We start from the raw sequence: 19,843 nt of genomic DNA on the forward strand, positions 1-19,843 counted from the left end.
ACCCTACGTGGGACTGGTCGTGACGGGGCGCCAAAGCGCGCGTCGGGTTGCTTTATCGTATGGTGTTTGCACGCAAGACGGGACGGGGGGCCGTGGGGGTGTGTTTGGGCCGAGCGGGTCCTGGAACGCCGACTATTGCAACGCCCAGTGATTTGAGACTTTGCCAGATGCGGCGCAATCCGCCGTGGGCGGAGCGGCTGCGGATGTCGTGGCTGCGGCGGATATAATGGGCATAGTCGATCGAGCCGCCGGGGAGGGTTTTGTAGTCGGGTTGCTGGGTCATCTGAGAGTCCTTTCGTTGTGATGCCCCCAGCTTGGCCAATTCACGGCAGGCGCGCTTGAAGGCGGTCTTGAGAGACCCTTGTGATTCCCTTGATTTTCTTGATTTCCCTTGGGATTCGCCTGATGCTTTCAGAAATTCTTGAGAAAGTTGGTTTTTGCCATGCGCTATAGCTTTGCCGATTGCGTGTTGGACACCGGGGCGCACAGGGTGGTGCGTGGCGGTGTCGATGTGCCGGTAGAGCCGCAGGTGTTCGATCTGTTGCGCCTGTTGGCGGAGAATGCCGGGCAGTTGGTGAGCAAGGATCACTTGATTGATGTGGTCTGGGGCGGGCGGATCGTGTCGGAGGCGACGATCAGCGCGCGGATCAATGCGGCCCGCAAGGCGGTGGGCGATGATGGCAAGCGACAGGCGATCATTCGCACCATCACGCGCCGGGGGTTCGAGATGGTGGCGGAGGTCGTGACGGAGGGCAGCGCGACGCGGGAGGCGGGCCAGCCAGCGGGTGACGCACGGGGTGATGCAGGGTGTGAAGCGGGGGCCGAACAAGAGGGGCCGGAGCAGCGCCAGACCATCCGCTTTACCACGTCCCGCGATGGCACCGGCATTGCTTATGCCATTTCCGGCGAGGGGCCGCCGTTGCTGAGAGCGGGGCATTTTCTGAGCCATCTAGAGGTGGATTGGCAGGGGTCGGTCTTTCGCCCGTTTCTGCATGCGCTGGGGCGGGTGCATCGGCTGGTGCGCTATGACATGCGCGGGATGGGCCTGTCGGACAGCACGCCCGGAGCGCTGGATCTTGAGCGATATTGCGATGATTTGCTGGCCGTGGCGGATGCGGCGGGGTTGGAGCGGTTTCCGATCTTGGGCATATCGCAAGGGGTGCCCGTGGCGGTGCGCTTTGCCGCGATGCACCCTGAGCGGGTGAGCCGCTTGGTGCTTTATGGCGGGTTTGCACAGGGGCGGATGGTGCGAGAAGGTGGCGCGACCGCAGAGGAAGCGGAGGCGATGCTGACCATGATAAAGGCCGGTTGGGGCAAGCCCGACAGCGCCTTTATGGCGGCGTTTACGGCGATCTTCTGTCCCGATGCCACGCCAGAGGAACGCGCGAGCCTTGTTGCAACGCAACAGGCCTCGGCCACGCCAGAGATGGCATTGCAGCTTCGGCAGGTGTTGGATCGTATGGATGTGACCGAGTGGTTGCCACAGGTGAGCGCCCCGACCTTGGTCATTCATGCCAGCAACGACGCGGTTAACCCGCTGTCACAGGGCCGGTTTTTGGCGTCGCGCATTGCGAATGCGGAATTGAAGGTGCTGGAGACGAACAACCATATCTTCGTGCAATCCTGTCCGTCATGGGCGGAGTTCGTTGCGGCGACGCTGGCGTTTCTGGAGCGGTCGCCTGATCGGTAGTTTGATCTGGTCGTGTGGCTTAGGAACGCGGGTCAGTAACGCGGCTTAGTAATGCGGGGGTGGCCGGTCATTGGCGCCGAACACATGGCTGCCGCCTTCGGCTTCGCGTTCGCCTTCGCGGCGCATCAGGGCGGCGACGCGGCGGCGCAGCGTTGTAATGTCGTCGGCTTGGGCCGCGACAATCCCGCTGAGGTCATCAACGACGCGTTCAAGGTGGGCGATTTTCTCTTCGAGCTTTTCCATGGGCGTTACATGCGCGCCAAGGGCCTTTGGGTCAAGGCCGTCCTTGCCCCTTTGCCGCCCATCCGGTAGAGGCTTGCGCCAAGTGCAGAGGCCCGCCGCCGGGCCCGATACCCAAGTCAAGGACACGACCCATGGCCAAAGAGAAGAAAGCCCCGCGCCCCAAGGCCGTCACGCCCAAGGGGTTTCGCGATTATTTCGGCTCGGAAGTGAGCGAGCGCAGCGCGATGTTGCAAAAAATCGCGGCGGTCTATCATCGCTATGGCTTTGAGGCGCTGGAGAGCAGCGCGGTCGAGACGGTCGAGGCGTTGGGCAAGTTTTTGCCCGATGTGGACCGGCCCAATGAGGGCGTGTTTGCTTGGCAGGAAGATGACGAGGGCGGCAAGGGTGCCAAGGCCGACTGGCTTGCGCTGCGCTATGATCTGACGGCGCCGCTGGCGCGGGTTTATGCGCAGCATCGCAATGAGTTGCCGACGCCTTATCGGCGGTTCGCCATGGGGCCTGTGTGGCGCAATGAAAAGCCCGGACCGGGGCGGTTTCGCCAGTTTTATCAGTGTGATGCGGATACTGTCGGGTCGGCGTCCTCGGCGGCGGACGCCGAGATTTGCGCAATGCTGGCCGATTGTCTGGAAGAAGTGGGCATTCCGCGCGGGGATTACATTGTGCGGGTCAACAACCGCAAGGTTTTGAACGGCGTTCTGGAGGTGATGGGCGTTGGCGAAGGCGCGGCGCGTGATGCCGTTTTGCGCACTATCGACAAGTTCGACAAGGTTGGCGAGGCCGGGGTGCGCGAGTTGCTGGGCAAGGGGCGGCTGGATGCGTCGGGGGCCTATATTGACGGTGTGGGTCTGAGCGATGAGCAGGCCGCGCCGGTGGTTGCGTTCCTGACCTCGAAGGGGGCGGATAATGCGGCGACATTGGCCAACCTGCGCCGCGCCATTGGCGAGAGCGCGGTCGGGGCCGAGGGCGTCGCCGAGTTGGAAGAGATCGCCGGTTTGCTTGCAGCGCAAGGCTATGGCGCGGACCGGATCGTGATTGACCCGTCGGTCGTGCGCGGTCTTGGCTATTACACCGGGCCGGTTTACGAGGCCGAGCTGACCTTTGAAATCCTCGACGAGAAGGGGCGCAAGCGCCAGTTCGGCTCGGTCGCGGGGGGCGGGCGCTATGACGATCTGGTCAAACGCTTCACCGGGCAGGCCGTGCCGGCGACGGGGGTGAGCATTGGCGTTGATCGCCTGCTTGCTGCGCTGCGCGAGAAGGGGCGGATTGAGACCAAGGCCCAAGGCCCCGTGGTTGTGACGGTGATGGATCGCGCCCGCATGGCCGACTATCAGGCGATGGTGGGAGAGCTGCGCCAAGCCGGTATTCGCGCCGAGGTTTACCTTGGCAATCCGAAGAATTTCGGCAACCAGTTGAAATATGCCGACAAGCGCGAAAGCCCGGTTGCGGTGATCGCGGGGAGTGATGAGTTTGAGGCGGGCAAGGTGCAGATCAAGGATCTGATCCTTGGTGCGAAGATCGCCGAGAACGCCACTTTGGAAGAGTGGAAAGAGCGCCCGAGCCAGTTTGAAGTGGCACGCGGTGATCTGGTCAGTGAAGTGCGCAAGATCCTAGACGGGCAGGCGGGTTGATATGCCACGCAGAGCAGCGAACCGGGCCGAGGCGGCGCGGCTGAAAGCGATATTCGAGGCGGCGGGTGCGCAGCCGATCGAAGCGCCGATCCTGATGCCGGCGGACGTGCTTTTGGACCTTTACGGCGAGGACATTCGCGCGCGGGCCTATGTGACGTCGGATGCATTGCGCGGCGAGCAGATGCTGCGCCCGGATTTCACGGTGCCGGTGGTTGAAATGCACATGGCCCACGGCGCAGAGCCGGCGCGATACACCTATGCCGGTGAGGTGTTTCGCCGTCAGGAGGACGACGCGGCGCGCGCCAATGAGTATTTTCAGGTCGGCTATGAGGTGTTCGAGCGCGACAATCCGGCGGCGGCGGATGCCGAGGTGTTTGCCTTGATCCAAGGGGCCTTGGAAGGGTTGCCCGTGCGCGCGGCGACGGGCGACATCGGCATATTGATGGCGGCCGTGGGCGGGTTGAACACCAGCGCGCGGCGCAAGGCGGCCTTGATGCGCCACATCTGGCGGCCACGGCGGTTTCGCGCGTTGATCGACCGGTTTTCGGGCCGGGTGCCGGTGCCGGCGAGCCGGGTCGCGTTGCTGGCGGCGAAAGAGCCGTTTGCGAGTGCCGGGCCGGACATCGGCCTGCGCAGCCGCGCCGAGGTGGAGGCGCGGATCGAGGCGCTGCGCGAGGATGCGGCGATGCCCGCGTTGGCAGCAGGAGAGGTCGACCTGATGGAGGCGCTGCTGGCGGTGCGCGAAACGATGCCCTATGCGCTGGAGCGGTTGCGCGACATTGCGGTCGATATGCCCGCCATCCAAGGCGCGGTTGAGCGGCTTGCAGCGCGCGGCGAGGCGTTGGAGGCACGCGGCGTGGATGTGGCGCGGCTCGATTTCGAGGCGTCTTATGGGCGCACGCAGATGGAATATTACGACGGCTTTGTGTTCGGCTTTTACGCCGAGGCGCGGCCCGATTTGCCGCCGGTGGCCACGGGTGGGCGCTATGACGCGCTGACCCGGCAACTGGGGCACGGGCGCGAGATCCCGGCGGTCGGGGGTGTGCTGCGCCCCGGGTTGATGCTGGAGCTTGCGGAGGGGTTGGCATGACGATCAAGCTGGGCGTGCCCTCCAAGGGGCGGTTGATGGAGAAGACCTTTGACTGGTTCTCCAAGCGCGGCATCGGGCTGTCGCGGGCGGGATCGGACCGCGAATATTCCGGCGCGGTCGAGGGGATCGACGGGGTCGAGCTGGTGCTGCTCTCTGCCGGGGAAATCCCGCGCGAGCTGGCGGCGGGGCGGATCAACCTTGGCGTCACGGGGACCGACCTTGTGCGCGAAAAACTCGGCGGTTGGGAGCGTCAGGTCGAAGAGCTGGCGCCGCTTGGCTTTGGCCATGCCGATTTGATCATCGCGGTGCCGAATGCCTGGGTTGATGTCGATATGCTTGACGATCTGGATGCGGCGGCGGCGGCGTTTCGGGCGCACCATGGTTTCCGGCTCAGGATCGCGACGAAATACCACCGGCTGGTGCGTGACTTCCTGCGTGACAATGGGGTCGCCGACTATCAGCTGATCGACAGTCAAGGCGCGACCGAAGGCACAGTAAAGAACGAAACCGCCGAGGCGGTGGCCGACATCACCTCGACCGGCGATACGCTTAGGGCTAACCACCTCAAGGTGCTGGAAGACGGGCTGGTGTTAAAGTCGCAAGCCACGCTGTTTCGCGCCCGCGATGGCGAGTGTAGCAAGGCCGACCGCGCCGTGATGGCAACGCTCAAGGATATGCTCGGCGTGGCGTGAGGAGCGTCAGGCCGCGCGTTTTTGAGGCCGCGGTTTTGCACGCGCTACCAATTCGGATCAGCTCCAGTTTTCTTTAATGGGTCAAATACCCAATCCTCAAACCATCCGCCTGCGCCGCCGCTCAAAATGAGCACGCGCCCTATGCAGCAAACACCAAGGCCGAGCGAAGCGAGGCCCCCGGCGACGCGCGTAGCGCGGCGCAACCCGAGAAGGTGACGTGGCTGTTTGGTATTGCGCGCAGTTTTGCCGGGGCTTTGGAGGTTCGAGTGGGGGCTAGGCAGGTTTGAGGCGCGCCTCTGGTGCGACACACTCTGTTATTAGTGGGGGCTGGCCCCCACACGCTGGTATAAGTGGGGGCCAGCCCCCACGCCCCCGGGATATTTCCGGTCAGATGAAGGGCTGGTCAGAGCACACCGATTTCGGCGAGTTTGGCTGAGAGTTCTGCAGGCAGAGCGTCGTCGTCGGCGCGTGGGGTGGCGAGGTCGGGTGGCGCGTCGGCGGGGGCGAGGTAGCGCCAGCCTTGGAACGGGCGTTTGAGCGCCGAAGCCGTGGGCACCAGTTCGGGGTCGAGCACGAAGGCGCAGCGGCGGATGCCGTCCTCGCCCGTTACCTCGTCAAAGCGCAGCACGCGTTGGCGGCATTGGATCGCGCCTTTGATGACCCAGAAGATCGACCCGCCAGCGAGGACTTCGGCCTCGCGTTTGGGCCACATGCGGGTGACGTGGCGGGGCAGGCCGTCGGGGCTTTGGGCGGCGCGGCTTGCCTGCCATGCGGCAAGGGTGTCGACCGAATCGGTGCCGACAGAGAGTTTGATGAGATGGGTTATCTTGTTCGTCAATTGTTCCGTGCCCCTATATGTGGTAGGTTATAGCTCTTCCCGCGATTCTGCCACCCGTGCTTTTGCGCACACGGCGCATAACTTGTTGGCAGTGGCGGCCGATTTCTGTTTAAACGCGCGCGCCGACCCGTTAGTTTCATACCCCTGCACCAGCCACAGACCGGAGCCAACAGATGACTCGTTTCGCTGCCCCTATTGCCGAGCAAATTTGGGATATGAAATACCGCCTCAAAGACGCCGATGGCACGCCGGTTGATCAGAGTGTCGAGGACAGTTGGAGGCGCATCGCGCGCGCGCTGGCGACCGTTGAAAACGACCCGAAGCTCTGGGAAGACCGGTTTTACAGTGCGTTGGAGGATTTCAAGTTCCTGCCAGCCGGGCGGATCACCGCCGGGGCGGGCACCGGGCGCAGTGTGACGTTGTTCAACTGTTTCGTCATGGGCACGATACCCGACAGTATGGGTGGCATTTTCGACATGTTGAAAGAGGCCGCTTTGACCATGCAGCAGGGGGGCGGGATCGGCTATGATTTCAGCACCATCCGGCCGCGTGGCGCGGATGTGACCGGGGTGGCGGCGGATGCCAGCGGGCCGCTTTCGTTTATGGATGTATGGGATGCGATGTGCCGCACCATCATGAGCGCGGGAAGTCGGCGCGGCGCGATGATGGCGACGATGCGCTGTGACCATCCCGACATCGAGGATTTCATCAGTGCCAAGCAGGATCCGGCGCGGCTTCGGATGTTTAACATGAGCGTGCTGGTGACGGATGATTTCATGGCTGCGGTCAAGGCCGGAGGGACATGGGATTTGCGCTTTGGCGACAAGGTGTATCACACTGTCGAGGCGCGCGATCTGTGGAACCGCATCATGCAGGCGACCTATGAATACGCCGAGCCGGGGGTAATTTTCATCGACCGGATCAACGCGATGAACAACCTGAATTACTGTGAAGATATTGCCGCCACGAACCCTTGTGGCGAGCAGCCGTTGCCGCCCTATGGCGCGTGTCTGTTGGGGTCGATCAACCTTGCGCGTTTGGTCGAGACCCCGTTCGAGGCGGGGGCCAAGTTGGACGAGGCCGCGCTGGGCGATTTGGTCGCCACCGCCGTTCGGATGATGGACAACACGGTTGACGCAAGCCGCTTCCCGCTTGAGCAGCAAGCGCAGGAGGCGGCGGCCAAGCGGCGGATCGGACTTGGGGTTACCGGCCTTGCCGATGCGTTGTTGATGGTCGGTTTGCGCTATGGCTCTGACGAGGCCGCAGCACAGGCCGAGGCGTGGTTGAAGGCGATTGCGCGCGCCGCCTATCTGGCGTCGGTCGACTTGGCCCGTGAGAAGGGCGCCTTCCCGTTGTTTGACGCCGAGAAGTTCCTTGAAAGCGGCGCCATGCAGGCGATGGATGCGGATGTGCGCGATGCGATTGCCGACCATGGCATTCGCAACGCATTGCTGACCAGCATCGCGCCGACGGGAACGATCTCGCTCTATGCCGGGAATGTTTCCTCCGGGATCGAGCCGGTGTTTGCCTATGCCTATACCCGCAAGGTTTTGCAGAAAGACGGCAGCCGCACCGAAGAGGAAGTGGTGGATTACGCCGTGCAGATGTGGCGCGAAAAGTTTGGCGATGCGGAGTTGCCCGACTATTTCGTCAACGCCCAGACATTGGCCCCCGGCGACCATGTGAAGATGCAGGCGGCGGCGCAGAAATGGGTTGATTCCAGCATTTCCAAGACGATCAACGTGCCCGAAGATATCTCGTTTGACGCCTTCAAGGATGTTTACATTCAGGCCTATGAGACCGGCTGTAAGGGCTGCACGACCTATCGTCCGAATGAGGTGACGGGGAGCGTGCTGACCGTTAGCGAAGCCGCGGATGAGACCCCCGAGGAGGTCAAAGGCGCGATGAGCGATGGCGAGGTGGTCTATATGACCGAGCCGCTGGATCGGCCGCAGTCTCTGGAAGGGTCGACATACAAGTTGAAGTGGCCCGACAGCGAGCATGCGATTTATTTGACGGTCAATGACATCCTTATCAACGGCCATCGCCGCCCGTTTGAAGTGTTCATCAACTCGAAGAACATGGAGCATTTTGCCTGGACCGTGGCGCTGACCCGGATGATTTCGGCGGTGTTCCGGCGCGGTGGTGATGTGAGCTTTGTGGTGGAGGAGTTGAAGGCCGTGTTCGACCCGCGTGGCGGCGCATGGATGCAGGGCAAATACATTCCCTCCATCCTTGCCGCAATTGGTGGCGTGTTGGAACGGCACATGATCGCGACCGGGTTTATCGAGGGCGAGGGGATGGGGCTTAAGGCTGATCCGCAGGCCAATGTGGTGAACCTTGACGGGCCGCCCAAGGGCAAAGCCTGTCCGAGCTGTGGGCAGTATGATCTGCGCATGGTCGAGGGCTGCATGACCTGTGCCAGCTGTGGCCATTCCAAATGCGGCTGATGGCGCGGGTGTGAGCCGGGGCCTGTTAACCGGATTGCGGCATAGGGGGCATGCGGGATGATTGCTTATGTCACCGTTGGGGCGGATGATTTGGCGGCGGCGGAGCGGTTTTACGCGGCGTTTCTGCCTTCGCTTGGCTATGGGCTTGAGGTTGGGCCGGAGGGGTTGAGCTTTGCTTTGCCTGTTGCGCCGGGGCAGGAGCCTGTGTTGCCGGATTTCTATGTGAAGCCGACGTTTGACGGGGCGCCGGCCACGGCGGGGAACGGCGCGATGGTTGCTTTTGAGGCCAACACGCAGGCGCAGGTGCGGGCGCTGCATGCGGCGGCAATGGCGGCGGGGGGTGCGGACGAGGGCGCGCCGGGGTTTCGCGCCTCCTATGGGCCGCGGTTTTATGTCGGCTATTTGCGCGACCCGCAGGGCAACAAGATCGCTTTGTTTTCGGCCAATCCGGAGCAGCCGGGGCGCGACGGGTGATGGGCAGGCCCATTGCGGGATGGAGTGCCGCAATGGGGCAAATGCAAGCTGGGTTCGGCTAAAGGATGCAAAAAACGCCTTCGCGAAGATCAGCGAAGGCGTTTTCTTTTGGTCTTAGCGGCGCGCGGGGTTTGCGGCGGCGGTGCCCGTTTTCGCGCATCAGGCGCTGGGCGCATCCAATCGGGGTTTGGTCACGAAACACGCGATCCGTGCAGACAGCGGGAAGGCGATTGCGCCCAACACGAAGGCAATGGGCCAAGCGATTAAAGCGGTTCTGGGCCAAGTCGAAAGCCAGAGGGCGGTTGGCCCGAGGGCGATAAAGGACATAATCCCGGACATGGCAGTGGCCATCATGAAGGTCATGATGATTTGGGTGAGAATCATAGTCTTTTTTTGCATCAGCAGTGCTTTCAATGACGGATGGAGTCTTGAAGCGCTCGCGCCGCAAAATGACACCATCCTGTTGCAAGGGTGGTGTCGCGGGATCACGCCCTTCGGGCGCGCTTAAATCCCGCTCTGGCGGGGACGGGAATAACCAAACCCGCCTAAAATCTTTTCGACCCGCGATCTATAGGCGTTGCTTGGGCGAAAGAAAACGATGAAATTGCGCCAACTTTAGTGGTCATGCGCCTGAGTTGGCTGCAACATCTGGTCAGGGGCGGCGTGAGGGGCCGCCCCGTTTGGGTTCACGGGGGCGTGCGGCGATCAGATGTCGATCACGACTTTGCCCAGAGCCTGACCGCTGCCAAGGCGGGCATAGGCGGCACCGGCCTGTTCAAAGTCAAAGCGTTGCGCGTCGAGCAGCGGTGTGACGGCGCCCGCATCGACCAGTTCGGCCAGTTTGGCGAGGATGTCGCCATGGGCCTGACGGTTTACGTTGGCGAGCATCGGCAGCAGCATGAAGACAATATGCAGCGACAGGCCCTTGAAGTGGGCCGGTGACATGTCGATTTCCACCATGGCAACGGTGGTGATGATCTGGGCGTTGAGGGCTGCGGCCTCGAACGAGTTGGTCATATTGGCACCGCCAACGGCGTCAAAGATCACGTCAAAGCCGTTGCCTCCGGTTTGGGCGGCGACGTAATCGGCGATCTGGTCTGTCATGAAGTCGATCGGGGTCGCGCCGTAGCCTTGGATGATCTGCATTTGCGCATCGCCCGTGCCAGTGGCGGAAACCTCGGCGCCGAGGTGTTTGGCGATTTGAACCGCGAGGTGGCCAACGCCGCCAGCGCCGCCCTGAGCCAGAAGTTTTTGCCCCGCGGTGACGCCGGCGCGGTGCAGGCCTTCGTAGGCGGTGATGCCGACCAGCGGCATGGCGGCGGCTTCGCGCATGGAGAGCGATTTGGGTTTATGGGCGATCAGCTGGGCGTCGGCCAGCATATATTCGGCAAGCGCCCCTTGGAGATCGGCCAGACCGCCAGCGCAGCCGTAGACCTCATCCCCGACGGCAAAGGAGGTGACGCCTTCGCCGATCTCTTCGATGACACCGGCGAAATCCATGCCGAGCACGGCAGGCAGGGCAGGGGACAGCGGCAGCTCGGCGCCCATGTTTTTGATCATCGTGTCAACGGTGTTGACGCTGCTGGCGTGGACGCGCAGCACGACGTGGCCCGCTGTAACCGCAGGACGGTCAAGCGTTGTCGGTTCAAAGGATGCGTCGGGGCCGTAGGTGGTGAGGGTCATGGCTTTCATCTGGAAACTCCTGTTGATGAGGTGGCTTGGTGTCCAGATAGATCATTCGGGTATTGAGTTTAATTGGCTGAAATACAGCATCAGTTTTATGATTTTGGATATAAGCAGAGCGGGCAGGGCAGCTTGCGGGCGGGTCGCGGGATGGCTGTCGTGCAATGCGAAAAGGGTGAGGACCGTGGTTGAGACGGAGTCCTCACCCCTTTTTGTCAGGCGCGGGTGGCGAAGGGATTGCGACGCTGGCTCTAGGGCTTGCCGAGCAGCGTGGTCGTGGTTTTTTCGAGTGTTCGCATGACCAGATCGCAATGCGCCGGGTCAAGCGCGGCGGGGTGCGGGTCGTCAAACTGTCCGGCGTCATTGTCAAAATACTTGCCCGAGGCGTTGGCGAAGGCGTCGCCGGTTGCGGCGGCTGTCAGGATGTCGGCGCCGATTTGAAGGTCGTTTCCGGCGACGCCGAAGCCTTCCTTGACCATTTTGGAGGCCAGAAGCGAGCCGGGATTGACGGCAACCGCCACGGGGCCTTTGGGGTAGTAGCGGGCAAACGCGCGTGTCCAGATGATCAGCGCGAGTTTGCTTTGAGCATAGGCCGCGAAATCGCCGAGCGTGGCGCGGCCCGCCATGGCGTTGGCATCAATCGGCGCTTGGGCCGCCGAGGACAGGTTCACGATGCGCCCATTCGAGGGGATGATCAGGCGCAGGCTGTTGGTCAGCACATAGGGGGCGAAGGTATTGACCATAAAGCGCAAATCCACCCCTTGGGCGGTGGTGGGGTTGGGCGTCTTGTAGACGCCGGCGTTGTTGATCAACACGTCGAGGTGATCGTGGCGCGCGATGACATCGGCGGCGAGCTTTTGAACCTCGGCCATATGCGCCAGATCGGCGAGATAGGTTTCGACACTGCCGCCGAGTTCGGCGGCGGCGGCGTCAAGCTTGGTCTGACTTCGGCCGTGGAGCAAAATGGTATGGCCAAGCTCGGCCAGCGTTTTGGCGGTGCGCAGCCCGATACCGTCAGTCGCGCCGGTGATGAGTATGGTCTTGGACATGAATTGCTCCTACTGGGTGAAGTCGGGCAGTGACCGCGACGTGATCGCCTGCGCCGCCATTGAAGCGGAGCGCGAGGTTGCATGCGCGCGAATAGTTCATGGATCGCTAGTTATTCATTGATCGAAGTGAGTAAATAAGCGAATAGCGAATTCATAATATGGATTTTGGATATAAACGATGGACACAGCCAGCCTGCGATTGTTTGTTTTGGCGGCGGAAAAGCTGAATATCAGCGCCGCCGGGCGCGCCCTTGGGCTTGCGCCTGCGGTGGCGGGTGCGCATTTGGCGAAACTGGAAAAGACCGTCGGGGCGGACCTGTTGCATCGCACGACGCGCAAGGTGTCCTTGTCGCTGGAAGGGGCGGAGTTTCTGCCGTTTGCGCGCGAAATACTGGCGCAGGAGGACGCGGCGCGGGCCGCGCTTGGCAAGGGGCACGCAAGCCCGCGCGGGACGTTGCGGTTTACCGCGCCCAGCACCTTTGCCCAGCTATATATCGCGCCGATCCTGCCGGAGTTCTTGCGCCGCTATCCCGATCTGACGCTGGATTTGCGGCTGTCGGACAGCGTGTTTGATTTGATCGAGGGGAGTTTCGATCTGGCGATCCGAAACTCGGCTATGCAGGATTCGAGCTTGAAGGGGCGGAAATTGGCGGATGAAGCGCGGATGCTATGCGCCTCGCCTGCTTATCTGGCGCAGAACGGCACGCCGGCGCATCCGCGTGACCTCTGCCAGCATCAGTTGATCGGGTTCAAGAGCCAAGCGGCGCGCCCGTTGATCGGCCCGGAGGGGCAAAGGGAGGTGTTTGACCCCGGTGCTTCGGCGTGCCGGCTGGTTCTGGATGATGGCCTGACGCAGAAGCTTGCCACGCTTGCCGGGGCGGGGATTTCGGTGAACTCGCGGTGGAGTGTTGATCGGGAGCTGGCAGACGGCACGTTGGTGCGGGTTTTGCCGGAGTATGAAGTTGCGGATAAGTCGATGCTTTGGCTGGTTTACCCAAAGTCGAATGTTCTGTCGCCGAAGGTGCGGGTGTTCATGGATTTTCTGATTGAGAAACTAGTGAAAACCCCGGCTTGGGGGCCGGGTGCAGGGGCTCAGGATTAGGCTTTGGGTTGGTCGGTTGCCGGGTCTGACAGGGTTTTGGCGATCTCTGACGTTCTCGCCGAGGGGGAGCATGCCGCCCAAATTGATCCCTAGATACGCGGGCAGTGAGACTCTGATGGCGCGCCTTTGATCGGGCGCGCCGTGCTGTGGCGTTGCGCGGCGTGGAAAGCGGGCCGGGCTTTGGCGGCGTTACCCCTGAAGCGGGATGACGCCCAAGTCACCTTCGGCGCGGGCCTTGATCGCCAGAGCGGCGGCATGGGAGGCGGCGGCGGTGGTGTAGTAGGGGATCTTGTCATAGAGCGCGACCGAGCGGATTTCGCGGCTGTCGGCGACGGCGGCGGCGCCTTCGGTGGTGTTCATGACAAGGTTAATTTGCCCGTCCTTGAGTTGATCAACCACATTGGGGCGCCCCTCGTAGACCTTTTTGACCACATCGCAGGCGATGCCGTGATCCTTGAGGAAGGTCGCGGTGCCATTGGTGGCGACGATGGTAAACCCTTGTTCAACAAGAATTTTCGCAGTGTCGATCAGTTCCGGCGTCTTGTCGTCATCCTTGATCGAGAAGAACACCTTGCCAGTGGCGGGAAGTTCGGTGCCAGCCCCCATCTGTGCCTTGAGGAAGGCCAGCGGGAAGGAACGGTCCCAGCCCATAACCTCGCCAGTGGAGCGCATTTCCGGGCCGAGGATTGTATCGACGCCGGGGAAGCGGGCGAAGGGGAGCACCGCCTCTTTGACCGAGAACCACGGCATATGCGGATCGGCCAGCGTCATCGGGTCGGGGGATTTCACGGTGCCGGGTTTGGCATCGGCGGGGATCGGGTTGCGCAGGGGGAAGTTCTGCATCGGTTCACCGGCCATCAGGCGGGCGGCGATGGAGGCAATCGCGCTGTCGGTGGCTTTGGCCACGAAAGGCACGGTGCGGCTGGCGCGCGGGTTGACCTCGATCAGGTAGATTTCATCGTTCTTGATCGCGAATTGCACGTTCATCAGCCCGACCACGTTGAGGGCAAGGGCGAGGGCGTTGGCCTGTTCCTTGACCTGAGCGATCAGCGCGTCGGAGAGCGAGTAGGGCGGCAGCGAGCAGGCGCTGTCACCGGAGTGGACGCCGGCCTCTTCGATGTGCTGCATGATTCCCGCGACATGCACGGTTTTGCCGTCCGAGAGCGCGTCAACGTCGAGTTCAACCGCGCCAGAGAGGTAGCTGTCGAGCAGCACAGGGCTATCACCGGAGACCACGACGGCCTGAGAGATGTAGCGTTCAAGCTGGGGCATGTCGCGCACGATTTCCATCGCGCGGCCACCCAGAACATAGGACGGGCGAATGACCAGCGGGAAGCCGATTTCTTCGGCGATTTTAAGGGCTTCGGCGTCGGTGGAGGCGATGCCGTTCTTGGGCTGCTTGAGGCCAAGTTGGTTCACCAGCGCCTGAAAACGCTCGCGGTCTTCGGCCAGATCAATCGCGTCGGGCGTGGTGCCGAGGATCGGGATGCCTTCGGATTCGAGCGCGTTGGCGAGTTTCAGCGGGGTTTGGCCGCCGAATTGTACGATGACGCCGTGAAGGGTGCCGTTTTCCTGCTCAACCCGCAGGATTTCCATCACGTGCTCAAAGGTGAGCGGTTCGAAATAGAGCCGGTCGGAGGTGTCATAATCGGTGCTGACCGTTTCCGGGTTGCAGTTGATCATGATGGTTTCATAGCCCGCTTCGGTCAGGGCGAAACAGGCGTGACAGCAGCAATAATCAAACTCGATCCCTTGGCCGATCCGGTTGGGACCGCCGCCGAGAATGACGACTTTCTTTTTGTCCGAGGGGCGGGCCTCGCATTCCACATCGCCCATCGCGGGGGCTTCGTAGGTGGAGTACATATAGGGGGTCTGGGCCTCGAATTCGGCGGCGCAGGTGTCGATGCGTTTGAACACGGCGGTGACACCGGCGGCATGGCGGGCGCGGCGGATGTCGGCCTCTTTGAAACCGGTGAGAATGGCGAGGCGGGCATCGGTGAAACCGAGCATCTTGAGCTTGCGCAGACCGTCGGCATCCGTGGGCAGGCCATCGGTTTTGACAACTTCTTCGGCTTCTACAATCTCGCGGATACGGGCGAGGAACCACGGGTCGAACATGGTGGTGGCGTGAATGTCTTCGTCGCTAAGCCCGTGGCGCATGGCCTGTGCGATGGTGCGCATCCGGTCGGGGGTCTGCTTGCTGATCGCTTTGATCACGGCGGCCTTTTCGGGGGCGCCTTCGATTTCGACTTCGTCAAAGCCGGTGAGGCCGGATTCCATCGACGCCAGCGCCTTTTGCAGCGATTCGTGGATGGTGCGGCCGATCGCCATCGCCTCGCCCACGGATTTCATCGCGGTGGTGAGGTGGGGTTCGGAGCCGGGGAATTTCTCGAATGCGAATTTCGGGATCTTGGTGACCACATAGTCGATGGTCGGCTCAAAGCTCGCCGGGGTGACCTTGGTGATGTCGTTGTCGAGTTCATCGAGCGTGTAGCCGACGGCCAGCTTGGCGGCGATTTTGGCAATCGGGAAGCCGGTCGCCTTGGATGCCAGCGCCGAGGAGCGCGACACGCGCGGGTTCATTTCGATCACGACCATGCGGCCGGTTTCGGGGCTGATCGCCCATTGCACGTTGGAGCCGCCGGTTTCGACGCCGATCTCGCGCAGGACGGCGATAGAGCCGTTGCGCATGATCTGGTATTCCTTGTCGGTCAGCGTCAGCGCGGGTGCAACGGTGATCGAATCGCCCGTATGCACGCCCATCGGGTCGACGTTTTCGATGGCGCAGACGATGATGGCGTTGTCGGCCTTGTCGCGCACGACCTCCATCTCGAACTCTTTCCAGCCGAGCAGCGATTCGTCGACGAGGATCTGATTGACCGGCGATGCGTCCATGCCAGAGCGGCAGAAATGGATGTAATCATCGCGGTTATAGGCGACGCCGCCGCCGGTGCCACCGAGGGTGAAGGCGGGGCGGATGATGGCGGGGAGGCCGATCTCTTCGAGCGCGTCGAGCGCGATTGCGATGCCGGTGTCGAGGTCGGCTTTGCCGTCGTCTTTCTTGGGGGCGGTGACGATTGTGGCCTTGGGGTTTTCGATGCCCAGACGATCCATCGCCTCGCGGAAGAGTTTGCGATCTTCTGCCATTTCAATGGCTTCGCGGTTGGCGCCGATCAGCTCGACACCGAATTTATCAAGCACGCCCATATCAGCCAGCGCCAGCGAGGTGTTGAGCCCGGTCTGACCGCCCATGGTGGGCAGGAGCGCGTCGGGGCGCTCTTTCTCGATGATCTTGGCGACAACTTCGGGGGTGATCGGCTCGATATAGGTGGCATCGGCGAGGCCCGGATCGGTCATGATTGTCGCGGGGTTCGAGTTGACCAGAACAACGCGGTAGCCTTCCTCGCGAAGGGCTTTGCAGGCCTGGGCGCCGGAGTAGTCAAACTCGCATGCCTGCCCAATAACGATGGGCCCTGCTCCGATGATCATGATGGATTTGATATCGGTTCTTTTCGGCATGCCATATCCCCCGGCTAGTTCGAGCAAATTGTCGTGGGTTATAGACATGCGCGGCCCATGTGCAAGGGGCGAATGGGCGCGGATTGTCAGGGTTGATCGCTTAAGGGTGTGCGGCAGGTTTTTGGACAGCAAAAAGCGCGCGCAACAGCAGGGCGAAAAAGAGCAAAGCGGGAACAAGCGCCGTCAGCATGAAGTGGTCGTTGAAGCTGTGTAGGAGGGAAAATGTTTTGACGCTGCTGACCAGCAGGGTGAGCACAATCCAGCCCCAGGCCTGTTTGGGCGGCATGATCACAAACAACGCCGGCAGCAGGAGGAGCGGCATAAAGAAGTAATGCGCCCAAGAGAGCGGTCCAAGCAGCGCGGCAATCAGGCTGAGCAAAAGCAGTTGCACCGGAAGGGCGGTGGCGGGGTCGATCCGGCGGCCACCGCGCCAGAAGAAAACCAGCGCAAGTATCAGGGCGGCTTTGCTGAGCACGGTGATCCACAGCGGTTCGGGGGCGGTATAGACGGCCAGCGCGCGACCATCGGGCATGGCGGCGGCGCGAAAAAACTCGGAGGCTTGAAAGAGCAGTGCTTCGGGAGAGAAGTTGAGCTTGGTCATGACGATCATCGCGTTGATCTTTGAAAGCTGCTCGAGAAACTGGGCATGAAGCGGCCAGCCCATGACAAGGAGCGAGGTCAGGGCGATCCCGCCCGATACGGCCAATGCCGCGCCCAAGGCGCGCCAATCGCGACGCATCACAAAGATCAGCGCAAAGAGAATGGGCGAGACTTTTATGGCAATCGCCAGCCCGAGGAGCGCACCGCCGCGAATGCTCTGTTCGCGCGAGACGAGCCACATGGCCGCGAGGATCAGGAACGTGACCGTGATCTGGGGCTGGTTGTTGAGGAAGGCGTTGAACGCAGGGAAGCTAAAGAACAACACGGCGAAGGCGATCAGGCCCTGATGCATCGGCGTGGGGTGTTGCCTGTGCGGCGTGAGCGTAAAGGCAAGAAACGCAGAGGCCAGCGCGCCCGCCACATGCAGCAGGAACGTGGCCTTGAAGAAGGTCGCCGCGGACATGGCATGAGCCGGAACCGCGAGCAGCGCCGCCCAGATCGGCGGGTAGACATAGGCGGTGACCACTTGCGCGTCTTGCCCTTGGGCGGTCATCACCTCATCCCACAGCGGCATCGGCTCGGCGTTGAAGATATGCGACGGGGCGAGATAGATCAGCTCGCTCTGACCGTTTGCGACCATCCAGCCCGCCATATAAAGCGCCGAAATGTCGATGTGCGGGCCGTTGAAACAGCTTTGAATGATCCACATCGCCCAGAGAACGGCGAGCGCGATAAACAGAAGTTTGGTTGTTCGGGGTGTCATTTGCTCGGGCTTTGCCTGAATTGCTGTTTCGGTCTGGCCGGTTTCGGCTCTGGCTGTTGTTGCGTGATTGGTAGCGGATGATGTGGGCGTGGTCACTTTTTTTGTCTCGGTGCGCGGGTTTTCTGCAAGAGGGAATGGGGTCACGGGCCTTGACTTCCTCGGCTCTACAAGGTGTATCGGCGCGACCACGATATTCACCCCTTGAAAGGGCCAGCACATGCACGCCTATCGCAGCCAAACCTGCGCCGAATTGAACACATCGCACGTTGGAGAGACTGTCCGCCTGTCGGGTTGGGTCCATCGGGTGCGCGATCACGGGGGCGTTTTGTTCATTGATTTGCGCGACCATTACGGCATGACGCAGGTGCTGTGCGACCCGGACAGCCCGGTTTTTGCGCAAGTCGAGAAGGTGCGCAGCGAATGGTGCATCCGGATTGACGGCGAAGTTAAAGCGCGGGCGGATGATTTGGTGAACCCCAAGATCCCGACCGGCGCGATCGAGGTTTATATCCGCGATATGGAAGTGTTGGGCGCTGCTGCGGAATTGCCGCTGATGGTGTTTGGCGAGCAGGAATACCCCGAGGAAACGCGGCTTCGCTATCGCTATCTCGATCTGCGGCGCGAGAAGATGCAGAACCACATGAAGCTGCGGTCTGATCTGGTGGCGTCGATCCGCAAGCGGATGTGGGACAAGGAGTTCCGCGAATATCAGACGCCGATCATCACGGCGTCTTCGCCGGAAGGTGCGCGCGATTTTCTGGTGCCGTCGCGGCTTCATCCCGGCAAGTTTTATGCGTTGCCGCAGGCGCCGCAGCAGTTCAAGCAGCTGATCATGGTCAGCGGCTTTGACAAGTATTTCCAGATCGCGCCGTGTTTCCGCGACGAAGACCCGCGTGCCGACCGCTCGCCCACGGATTTCTATCAGCTTGACCTTGAGATGAGCTTTGTCGAGCAGCAGGACGTGTTCGACACCATTCAGCCGGTCATGCAGGGCGTGTTTGAAGAGTTCGGCGGCGGGCGCAAGGTGGACAGCGAGTGGCCGCAAATTTCCTATCGCGATGCGGCGCTGTGGTATGGCACCGACAAGCCGGACCTGCGTAACCCGATCAAGATGCAGCGCGTCAGCGAGCATTTCGCGGGCGGGGGCTTTGCGATTTTTGCCAAGCTGCTGGAGCAGGAAGGCACCGAAATTCGCGCCATTCCCGCGCCGGGCGGTGGCTCGCGCAAGTTCTGTGACCGGATGAACGCCTTTGCCCAGAAAGAGGGCCTGCCGGGGATGGGGTATATCTTCTGGCGCGATCAGGGCGAGGGGATGGAAGCCGCCGGACCGCTGGCCAAGAACATCGGGCCGGAGCGCACCGAGGCGATCCGCCAGCAATTGGGTCTTGGCGTGGGCGATGCGGCGTTCTTCCTTGGCGGTAAGCCAAAGGCGTTTGAAGCCGTGGCCGGCAAGGCGCGCACGGTGATCGGAGAAGAGCTGAACCTGACCGACAAGGACCGGTTTGCCTTTGCCTGGATCGTGGATTTCCCGATTTACGAGCGCGACGAGGAAACCGGCAAGATCGACTTTGAGCACAACCCCTTCTCGATGCCGCAAGGCGGGATGGCGGCGCTTGAGGGCGATCCGCTGGAGGTTCTGGGCTATCAGTATGACCTTGCGTGCAACGGTTATGAGTTGGTGTCCGGGGCGATCCGGAACCACCGGCCAGAGATCATGTTCAAGGCGTTCGAGATTGCCGGGTATGGCAAGGACGAAGTCGAAAAGCGCTTTGGCGGGATGGTCAATGCCTTCCAATACGGCGCGCCGCCGCACGGGGGCTGTGCCGCCGGGATCGACCGGATGGTGATGCTGCTGGCGGATGAAACCTCGATCCGTGAGGTGATCATGTTCCCGATGAACCAACAGGCGCAGGACCTGATGATGAACGCGCCGAGCGATGTCAGCCCAGAGCAGTTGATGGAATTGCACCTGCGCACGGTTGAGCCGGAATAAACCCGGCACCATTGCAATGAGACGAAAAA

Annotated in this window: 16 protein-coding genes; 8 read left to right on the top strand and 8 right to left on the bottom strand. The window is 61.8% G+C overall.

The genetic code is table 11. From position 1 onward, the window contains the following. Positions 1 to 52: 52 nt before the first annotated feature. Entirely contained in the window at positions 53 to 283 is a 231-nt protein-coding gene (locus N4R57_03605; protein ID UYV38186.1) for a hypothetical protein, read from the bottom strand. 138 nt (positions 284 to 421) lie between these two features. Between N4R57_03605 and N4R57_03610 the strand changes: the two genes are divergently transcribed. Further along, positions 422 to 1,690: an alpha/beta fold hydrolase gene (locus N4R57_03610; GenBank protein UYV38187.1), complete on the top strand. Its 1,269-nt coding sequence runs from the start codon at positions 422 to 424 to the stop codon at positions 1,688 to 1,690. 45 nt (positions 1,691 to 1,735) lie between these two features. Here the strand turns inward: N4R57_03610 and N4R57_03615 are convergent, their stop codons facing one another. Then, positions 1,736 to 1,933, bottom strand: coding sequence for a SlyX family protein (locus tag N4R57_03615; protein UYV39504.1), 198 nt, complete (start codon positions 1,931 to 1,933; stop codon positions 1,736 to 1,738). Positions 1,934 to 2,064: 131 nt separating this feature from the next. Here N4R57_03615 and hisS point away from each other — a divergent pair, with 131 nt between their 5' ends. Genes hisS through hisG form a run of 3 tightly spaced genes read left to right on the top strand, consistent with a single transcriptional unit; the run spans position 2,065 to position 5,343 of the window. Further along, on the top strand, positions 2,065 to 3,561 hold the full coding sequence (hisS, locus tag N4R57_03620; GenBank protein ID UYV38188.1) for a histidine--tRNA ligase: 1,497 nt from the start codon (positions 2,065 to 2,067) through the stop codon (positions 3,559 to 3,561). Position 3,562: 1 nt separating this feature from the next. Next, a complete protein-coding gene (locus N4R57_03625) occupies positions 3,563 to 4,651 on the top strand; it encodes an ATP phosphoribosyltransferase regulatory subunit (GenBank protein ID UYV38189.1) in 1,089 nt (362 codons plus the stop codon). Beyond that, positions 4,648 to 5,343 carry an ATP phosphoribosyltransferase gene (hisG, locus tag N4R57_03630; GenBank protein UYV38190.1) on the top strand — a complete coding sequence of 232 codons (696 nt, stop codon included), beginning with the start codon at positions 4,648 to 4,650 and terminating at the stop codon, positions 5,341 to 5,343. Before N4R57_03625 ends, hisG begins: the two co-directional genes overlap by 4 nt. A 403-nt stretch (positions 5,344 to 5,746) precedes the next feature. Here hisG and N4R57_03635 read toward each other — a convergent pair whose 3' ends face one another. After that, the gene (locus N4R57_03635) at positions 5,747 to 6,181 is read right to left on the bottom strand and encodes a DUF1489 domain-containing protein (protein UYV38191.1); all 435 of its coding nucleotides are present in this window, start codon (positions 6,179 to 6,181) and stop codon (positions 5,747 to 5,749) included. A 173-nt stretch (positions 6,182 to 6,354) separates the two neighbouring features. On the opposite strand from N4R57_03635, the gene N4R57_03640 reads away from it, so the two are divergent. Beyond that, on the top strand, positions 6,355 to 8,631 hold the full coding sequence (locus tag N4R57_03640) for an adenosylcobalamin-dependent ribonucleoside-diphosphate reductase (protein UYV38192.1): 2,277 nt from the start codon (positions 6,355 to 6,357) through the stop codon (positions 8,629 to 8,631). Between the two features lie 57 nt (positions 8,632 to 8,688). Next, a complete protein-coding gene (locus tag N4R57_03645) occupies positions 8,689 to 9,105 on the top strand; it encodes a VOC family protein (GenBank protein ID UYV38193.1) in 417 nt (138 codons plus the stop codon). Positions 9,106 to 9,264: 159 nt separating this feature from the next. Here the strand turns inward: N4R57_03645 and N4R57_03650 are convergent, their stop codons facing one another. The 3 genes from N4R57_03650 to N4R57_03660 all read right to left on the bottom strand — a co-directional run bounded on the left by N4R57_03650 (position 9,265) and on the right by N4R57_03660 (position 11,837). Further along, positions 9,265 to 9,504, bottom strand: coding sequence for a DUF2798 domain-containing protein (locus N4R57_03650; protein ID UYV38194.1), 240 nt, complete (start codon positions 9,502 to 9,504; stop codon positions 9,265 to 9,267). A gap of 306 nt (positions 9,505 to 9,810) precedes the next feature. After that, positions 9,811 to 10,797: a zinc-dependent alcohol dehydrogenase family protein gene (locus tag N4R57_03655; GenBank protein UYV38195.1), complete on the bottom strand. Its 987-nt coding sequence runs from the start codon at positions 10,795 to 10,797 to the stop codon at positions 9,811 to 9,813. A 242-nt stretch (positions 10,798 to 11,039) separates the two neighbouring features. Beyond that, entirely contained in the window at positions 11,040 to 11,837 is a 798-nt protein-coding gene (locus tag N4R57_03660; protein ID UYV38196.1) for an SDR family NAD(P)-dependent oxidoreductase, read from the bottom strand. Between the two features lie 178 nt (positions 11,838 to 12,015). Between N4R57_03660 and N4R57_03665 the strand changes: the two genes are divergently transcribed. Beyond that, positions 12,016 to 12,939, top strand: a complete 924-nt coding sequence (locus N4R57_03665; GenBank protein ID UYV38197.1) for a LysR substrate-binding domain-containing protein — start codon at positions 12,016 to 12,018, stop codon at positions 12,937 to 12,939. Positions 12,940 to 13,128: 189 nt separating this feature from the next. On the opposite strand, the gene carB is transcribed toward N4R57_03665, so the two are convergent. Together carB and N4R57_03675 are read right to left on the bottom strand one after the other, a co-directional pair. Then, a complete protein-coding gene (gene carB, locus N4R57_03670; GenBank protein ID UYV38198.1) occupies positions 13,129 to 16,458 on the bottom strand; it encodes a carbamoyl-phosphate synthase large subunit in 3,330 nt (1,109 codons plus the stop codon). 100 nt (positions 16,459 to 16,558) lie between these two features. Next, a complete protein-coding gene (locus N4R57_03675; GenBank protein ID UYV38199.1) occupies positions 16,559 to 17,821 on the bottom strand; it encodes a DUF2029 domain-containing protein in 1,263 nt (420 codons plus the stop codon). Between the two features lie 217 nt (positions 17,822 to 18,038). Between N4R57_03675 and aspS the strand changes: the two genes are divergently transcribed. After that, a complete protein-coding gene (gene aspS, locus N4R57_03680) occupies positions 18,039 to 19,814 on the top strand; it encodes an aspartate--tRNA ligase (GenBank protein UYV38200.1) in 1,776 nt (591 codons plus the stop codon). Positions 19,815 to 19,843 lie beyond the last annotated feature (29 nt).

The sequence above is a fragment of the Rhodobacteraceae bacterium D3-12 genome, assembly GCA_025916135.1.
In the GTDB taxonomy this organism is placed as follows: domain Bacteria; phylum Pseudomonadota; class Alphaproteobacteria; order Rhodobacterales; family Rhodobacteraceae; genus JAKGBX01.

Excerpts from the sequence above, each read along its gene's own strand:
- N4R57_03605 (UYV38186.1), bottom strand. The coding sequence starts at position 283 with ATGACCCAGCAACCCGACTACAAAACCCTCCCCGGCGGCTCGATCGAC.
- N4R57_03615 (UYV39504.1), bottom strand. The coding sequence starts at position 1,933 with ATGGAAAAGCTCGAAGAGAAAATCGCCCACCTTGAACGCGTCGTTGAT.
- hisS (UYV38188.1), top strand. The coding sequence starts at position 2,065 with ATGGCCAAAGAGAAGAAAGCCCCGCGCCCCAAGGCCGTCACGCCCAAG.
- N4R57_03625 (UYV38189.1), top strand. The coding sequence starts at position 3,563 with ATGCCACGCAGAGCAGCGAACCGGGCCGAGGCGGCGCGGCTGAAAGCG.
- hisG (UYV38190.1), top strand. The coding sequence starts at position 4,648 with ATGACGATCAAGCTGGGCGTGCCCTCCAAGGGGCGGTTGATGGAGAAG.
- N4R57_03640 (UYV38192.1), top strand. The coding sequence starts at position 6,355 with ATGACTCGTTTCGCTGCCCCTATTGCCGAGCAAATTTGGGATATGAAA.
- N4R57_03645 (UYV38193.1), top strand. The coding sequence starts at position 8,689 with ATGATTGCTTATGTCACCGTTGGGGCGGATGATTTGGCGGCGGCGGAG.
- N4R57_03650 (UYV38194.1), bottom strand. The coding sequence starts at position 9,504 with ATGCAAAAAAAGACTATGATTCTCACCCAAATCATCATGACCTTCATG.
- N4R57_03655 (UYV38195.1), bottom strand. The coding sequence starts at position 10,797 with ATGAAAGCCATGACCCTCACCACCTACGGCCCCGACGCATCCTTTGAA.
- N4R57_03660 (UYV38196.1), bottom strand. The coding sequence starts at position 11,837 with ATGTCCAAGACCATACTCATCACCGGCGCGACTGACGGTATCGGGCTG.
- N4R57_03665 (UYV38197.1), top strand. The coding sequence starts at position 12,016 with ATGGACACAGCCAGCCTGCGATTGTTTGTTTTGGCGGCGGAAAAGCTG.
- carB (UYV38198.1), bottom strand. The coding sequence starts at position 16,458 with ATGCCGAAAAGAACCGATATCAAATCCATCATGATCATCGGAGCAGGG.
- N4R57_03675 (UYV38199.1), bottom strand. The coding sequence starts at position 17,821 with ATGACACCCCGAACAACCAAACTTCTGTTTATCGCGCTCGCCGTTCTC.
- aspS (UYV38200.1), top strand. The coding sequence starts at position 18,039 with ATGCACGCCTATCGCAGCCAAACCTGCGCCGAATTGAACACATCGCAC.